The sequence below is a fragment of the Sphingomonas sp. PAMC 26617 genome, assembly GCF_000242835.1.
In the GTDB taxonomy this organism is placed as follows: Bacteria; Pseudomonadota; Alphaproteobacteria; order Sphingomonadales; family Sphingomonadaceae; genus Sphingomonas.
In genome coordinates, this window is sequence record NZ_JH594428.1 from 1 (window position 1) to 4201 (window position 4201).

Sequence of the window (4201 nt, forward strand, 5' to 3'; positions counted from 1 at the left end):
GCCGCCGCGGTCGCCGCTGCTGCCGCGATCGAGCGTGGCGAACGGATCACGGCGCTCGACGTCGCGGATGTCGCGGTTGACCGAGGCGACCTTGGCGATGTCCGCCTGGGTCAGGATCGTCTGCGGACCGTCGGTCCGGGTGCCGGCGCCGCGGACACGCGACGCGGTTACGACAATGTCGGCGCCTTCGGTGCCGCCTTCAGCCGCGGTCGCGCTAGCGTCGAGATTGATCGGCAGGTTGAAAACCTGCTGCACCACTGTGTAAATATCGGTGACGGTCTTGTTGCCCGCCGTGCTCGTCACGGTGACCGTGTAAGGGCCGCCCGAACGCAGGCCAGAGAAGCTGAAGGTACCGTCCGCACCGGTGGTCGACTGCGACTTGGTCCCCGAATTTACGTCAAGGACATCGACGGTAGCACCTGAGACGGGGTTTCCGGCACCGGTAACTACGCCGCGGATCTGACTCGTGGTTTCCTGGGCACTTACGGCAACCGGAACGATTAGCGCCGCTACAGCCGCGCCAAGAAGAAGATTGTGTCGCATTATGTCCCCCCATAGGAATGTCGAAAACGTCGGTTGCGGCGGCCTGTGACCTGCCCAACTCGTCTTGATCGAGCCCTTGGGCCGAAAATATTTCGGTGGGATGACATGTTTCATAGAACTTAACGGAAGGTTACGTTCCGTTCATGATGCGTTGCAAAATAGCATCACCCCGCCGTTTGGTCGATGTGCACCCAGCCCGCTTCGCGTACTTGTTACCCCGCCCTCTCTTACCCAGGGCGCACCACTCCCAATACAGCGGATTTCCCAGTGCCAGCATATCCAATCACATTGGCAATCCCGCCCGGTTCAGTTATAGGCACGAGCGCGGCGCGTCGCTCGTCCCCGAGCACGAGTCCTTTACTTCCGGCACGGATAATCTCCCCTACGATTGCCCGTGCCGGGAGACCATGCGCGCTCAACCTCGCAATCTCGTCCCCAGCATGACCGAGCCGGTTCTCTACCGCAATTATGTCGTGGCTGGTAAACCGCTCTTAATCCCGCCCATCCTTTCCCAATGCGACGATATCGGGACTGTCGCGCATACGACATTAGATCTCTTCCGATGCGGGAGATCCGTTGTTTCCCGTAATGGGAAATGCTATGTCGGTGGATATGAGGATCATCGCCAGGAACAAGCTGATCGCGTTCTGGTCGAAGCACCCCATGACAGAAGCCTCTTTGAGGCACTGGTATGAGGTCGCCGGGGCGGCTGCCTGGCAAAGCCCCCTGGACGTCGTCGCCGACTTTTCGAAAGCGAAGTCGCTTAACGGCGAGCGGGTACGGTTCGAGGTGGCAGGCGGTGATTATCGCATGGTGGTGGCGTTCGACTGGAAGAGGGCGATTGCCTTTATCAAATTCGTTGGGACGCATGCCGAGTACGACAAGATTGATGCCCTGACGGTGAGCCTGTTTTAATTATGCCTATTGGAGGTGGTGTGATGCATATTCATCCTATCCGGACCGACGAGGACCACGAAACCGCGCTGCGGGAAATCGAGGCATTATGGGGAGCAGAGGAAGGTACCGACGTCGGCGATCGGCTCGACGTGCTCACCACGCTGGTCGAGGCTTATGAAAGCCGTCGCTGGCCGATTGAGCCACTTGATCCGGTGCGCGCGATCGAGGCGGCAATGGAGATGAACGGCTATACGCGTGCCGAACTTGCCGCGCTGATCGGGCAGTCACGAGCGACCGAGATATTGGGTCGTCATCGTGCCCTCACGCTCCCCATGATCCGTAAGATCGCCGGGGCCTGGCACGTGCCGGAGAAAGTTTTGGTTCAAGCCTATACGCTAGCCAAGGCTTAAGCCGGGGGCGGGTAAGATCTTCTCCTATCGAATGTGAGCGTACATCGATTGGCCGTCGTCGAGCATGCTGATCGGGGTCGGGGTGATCCAATCGGCACCCCGCATCGGATATGGCCCGTAAAATAGGTCGCCGAGCGCGCGTCGATAATGCGCGTTCATCCAGCGCCGTCGCCGATGTTCGGGGCCGTCATGGATCATGTGGCAGCGCTGGCAAAGCGCCGCCAGATGGTGAAGTGCGCTGTCAGTAGGATCATGGTTGAGGTGCGCGCAGGCCAGCACCACCGGTGTCCAACGACCTTGGGCGAGGATGTTTTCAACAGGTCGTCGCACGCGCCGGCCCCTGCCGTTCCGCCAGCACAGCCGGCTCCTGTCCCACCAGCGTCCATCGCCCATGTGAAACACCCTCTGTCCATGCGGACGTGCGCAATGTTCGCATCGTCCCTTTGCCCTGACAAAGCGTATGAGCTGTGAAAGTTGCGGCCAGTCGATCGGATATAGAAACACATGCTCGGGGCGGATCGGCATCAGGCCTCCAATCCCGACGCCGAAGCGGTCAGCGCCCGATACAGTGTAGCATGGTGGCATTTGAGCAGCTTTGCCGCTTCGCGCACGGAGGTACCCTCGCCGACCAGGCGCTGGCCCAGAGCAATCTGTTCGGTCGTCAGCTTGGGCGGCCGTCCAAAGCGAACCCCCCTTGCCTTTGCTGCGATCCGGCCAGTGCTGGTGCGTTGGTGGATCAAGGCACGCTCAAACTCGGCGATGCCGGCAAAAACGGTCAGCACCATTCGCCCGGCCGGCGATGTCGTGTCCGCCCAGGGCTCAGCGATCGAGCGCAGGCCGGCGCCGATTTCGTTCAACTTTTCGGCAATATCGAGGAGATCTTTGGTCGAGCGAGCGAGCCGGTCCAGGCGTGTCACCACCACCACATCATCTTCGCGAATCTGATCGAGCATCCGCGCCAGCTCGGGCCGATCACGCTTTGCGCCAGACCCCTTCTCTTCGAAGGTGCGGCGACAGCTCGCCTCCTTCAACGCGGCACGCTGTAGCCGCAGATCCTGATCATCGGTCGAGACGCGTGCATAGCCAATCAGCATGGCGCCAATATGTATCGAAAAACCGGACTTTAGCAACCGACTTTTACGACACTAGAACCATCGCAAACACGTTAGTTGGGTCGAGGTCGCAAAACTTAGCATATTCGCGACACAGTGGGCGGTCGTGCACCGAAAAACCCGCGGGCCTTTCGACCGTGGCTTTTTCGGTGCACTTCGGGGCGGCTATCCTACGCGAAGGTGGTCGTCATCGAACGACGGCGATAGCGCATTCCGGCGCCCATCATTCCGAAGCCCGCAAGCATCATAGCCCAGGTCGCAGGCTCAGGGACGGCGCCAACCTGACCACGAATTTCGCCACCCGGATTCATCATCGTATGAATGTTCAAGTACGTCAGTCCGCTTCCCAGCCCCGCGAGAAACGTCGCCTGCGCACTCGCGGCAGTGCCGCCCGACGACATCAGGAATGCGCTCGTATAAGATGACGCAAGCGTCAGATCGTAAGTGCCCATTATCGTACCGGCTACTGCGCTCGGCACCGTAAATCCAATAGCTACTCCCGCATTGCCATTGGCTGTTGCGCAGCAATGTATGTGGCCGGCAACTGCGTTGGAGGTGAGCCCGCTAAAATTGATCAATACGCTGAAGCTGTTCATGTCGTCAGCCAACGTGAGCTGCCCCAACCCCGTCCCCCCCGTTACGACCGCGGGGTTCTCATTACTGCCAAGCAGCGTTGTAGAGTAGATCCTCGCCGCTTGAGCAGCGGGGGCCAACGCGGCCGATAACGCTGCGCTCGCAACTAGCGTGGTGACGCGTCGCAAGATCATTCCTCTCATTATGCTATCCTTTTCATTGCCGCGCGGAGCTAAAGCAATCGAATCAGGAACGAAGGCGCGGGACCAAAATTTGCGTGAGTTTTAACCATATTTCAAGGGATTGTTGGCGCGAGCTTTAGTGGACAATTCTGAGCATTATGCACGGCAAAACCACATTTTGGTGAATCGCTAATTGGGTGAGGGAACAAACGGTGCAATTCAACAGCCAGCAGACTGATATTGTTATTGGCGGCATGAGTAACCACTAATCCCGGTCGTTCGCGATCGGCTGTGCTTTCGTCAAAGACGGGCGATCGGCAATTGCCCAAACTACGACGTTCCGAACTATTTGTGTAGCACCTGAAAGCGGACTTGCTGTTATTCCGAACAAGGGTCCCTCTTGCAACGGCAGCTTCTTTGAGAGAAGCGGCTATTCCGCAGTTGCCCAAGGGCGGATATTCGTTGATTAGGTCCGTTTCTGTTC

General features: G+C 58.8%; 7 protein-coding genes. 2 read left to right on the forward strand and 5 right to left on the reverse strand.

Annotated elements, in window-relative coordinates:
- Positions 1–543: carboxypeptidase-like regulatory domain-containing protein (locus RH91_RS21985; RefSeq protein ID WP_010165359.1), on the reverse strand; the 543-nt coding region annotated here is incomplete at its 3' end.
- 612 nt (positions 544–1155) lie between these two features.
- Between RH91_RS21985 and RH91_RS20770 the strand changes: the two genes are divergently transcribed.
- Together RH91_RS20770 and RH91_RS20775 are read left to right on the forward strand one after the other, a co-directional pair.
- Positions 1156–1458: a type II toxin-antitoxin system HigB family toxin gene (locus RH91_RS20770; protein WP_029624165.1), complete on the forward strand. Its 303-nt coding sequence runs from the start codon at positions 1156–1158 to the stop codon at positions 1456–1458.
- A 23-nt stretch (positions 1459–1481) separates the two neighbouring features.
- Positions 1482–1850, forward strand: a complete 369-nt coding sequence (locus RH91_RS20775) for a helix-turn-helix domain-containing protein (RefSeq protein ID WP_010165363.1) — start codon at positions 1482–1484, stop codon at positions 1848–1850.
- A 24-nt stretch (positions 1851–1874) separates the two neighbouring features.
- Here RH91_RS20775 and RH91_RS20780 read toward each other — a convergent pair whose 3' ends face one another.
- The 4 genes from RH91_RS20780 to RH91_RS23355 form a co-directional block, all read right to left on the reverse strand.
- Positions 1875–2375 (reverse strand): hypothetical protein, encoded by a 501-nt coding sequence (locus tag RH91_RS20780; protein ID WP_232283643.1) that lies wholly within the window; start codon positions 2373–2375, stop codon positions 1875–1877.
- Positions 2375–2944, reverse strand: coding sequence for a recombinase family protein (locus RH91_RS20785; protein WP_010165365.1), 570 nt, complete (start codon positions 2942–2944; stop codon positions 2375–2377). The genes RH91_RS20780 and RH91_RS20785 overlap by 1 nt, the downstream gene beginning before the upstream one ends.
- A 188-nt stretch (positions 2945–3132) precedes the next feature.
- Positions 3133–3738: a CHRD domain-containing protein gene (locus RH91_RS20790; RefSeq protein ID WP_332306631.1), complete on the reverse strand. Its 606-nt coding sequence runs from the start codon at positions 3736–3738 to the stop codon at positions 3133–3135.
- Positions 3739–3830: 92 nt separating this feature from the next.
- Positions 3831–4201, reverse strand: a 371-nt coding sequence (locus tag RH91_RS23355; RefSeq protein ID WP_232283644.1) for a hypothetical protein, incomplete at its 5' end; no start/stop codon positions are given.